The 1,377-nt window shown below is 77.3% G+C and carries 1 protein-coding gene; it reads right to left on the reverse strand.

Annotation, left to right across the window (positions count from 1 at the left end; genetic code table 11):
- On the reverse strand, window positions 1-1,354 hold a 1,354-nt coding region (locus tag OZN99_RS31615), incomplete at its 3' end, for an acyltransferase domain-containing protein (RefSeq protein ID WP_270939154.1).
- Window positions 1,355-1,377 lie beyond the last annotated feature (23 nt).

Below are 1,377 nucleotides of genomic sequence, written 5' to 3' on the forward strand. Positions count from 1 at the left end.
CCGCCAGCGCGGCCGGCGCGGTCGGGCGCACCTCGCCGGCGGCGTGCAGCGTCCAGGGCTCGCCGGCCAGCCGGCGCCGGCTTTCCAGCCGGAAGGCTCCATCCGGGTCGAGCGTGCAGCGGATCTCGCGCCCGCGTCCCGCTTCCAGCAGCAGCGGCCGCAAGATGCGGAGCTCCGATACCTCCAGCATCGCGGCCTCGGGGTGGCGCGCGCGGCCGGCGGCGAGCGCCATGTCGAGCATCGCCGCCGCCGGGAGCACCGCATCGGCGCCGAGTCGGTGGTCGCCGAGCCAGGGCGCCACCTCCGTGTCGAGCGACCGGGTCCAGAGGCCGGGCTCCGCGCCGCGGCGCACGCCGAGCAGCGGATGGTCCTCGATCGGATCGGTCAGCCGCAGGCTCTCTTCGGTATGGGCATGCAGCAAGCGGCGGCGGTCGAAGGGCGTCGGCGGCAGCCGGCGCTCGGCCGGGCCGTGGAAGGCTGGGCCCTCGCGCGGGTCGGCGCCGGCGGCGAAGGCGCGGTCGGCGATGGCCGGGAAGGGGTCGGCGCCGGCGACGTCGCGCTTCGACAGGCTGGCCAGGTTCGCCGCCTCCACCTGCGCCGCGCGCGCCGTCTCCCGGATGTAGGATTGCAGGACCGGGTTCGGGCCGATCTCCAGGAACAGCCTGGCGCCGCCCGCGATGGCCGCGCGCAGCGCGGCGTCGAGGCGCACGGGCTCGCGCAGGTTGCGCCACCAGTAGGCCGCATCGGTCGCGCCGGCGCCGAGCGCCTCGCCCGTCACGGTGGAGAGCATCGGCAGGGCCGGCGCGCCGCAGCGCAGCTCCGCGAGGTCGGCCAGCAGCGCCGGCCGCACCGGATCCATCGCGGCGCTGTGGAAGGCGTAGTCCAGATCGAGCGGGACGAAGGGCAGGCGGCGCGCCTCGGCGGCGATCCGCACCGCTTCCAGCGCGTCCTCGGGGCCGGCCAGGGTCAGGGCGGCCGGGGCGTTGAAGGCGGCGATCTCGACCGGCGTGCCGTCCAGGATCGCCGCCGCCTCCTCGGCCGTGGCGTTCAGCGCGGCCATGCGGCCGACACCCCGCCGCGCCTGCTGGTGGCGGCTGCGCACCACCACCAGGCGCGCTGCCTCGTCCAGCGTCAGCAGCCCCGCCGCATGCGCGGCCGCGACCTCGCCGACCGAATGGCCGAGCACCATGGCGGGACGCAGTCCCTGCGCCGCCAGCGCGGGCAGCATGGCGACCTGCACGGCGAACAGCAGCGGCTGCGCGACATCGGTCGCCGCCAGCTCCTCCGCCGTGACGCCCGCCGCCAGGCGTGCGCGCGGCGACCAGCCGAGCAGCGGCCCGAGTGCAGCGTCCACCTTCGCCATCGCGCGCCGGAACG

This window comes from Falsiroseomonas oryzae (assembly GCF_027856955.1).
Classification (GTDB): domain Bacteria; phylum Pseudomonadota; class Alphaproteobacteria; order Acetobacterales; family Acetobacteraceae; genus Falsiroseomonas; species Falsiroseomonas oryzae.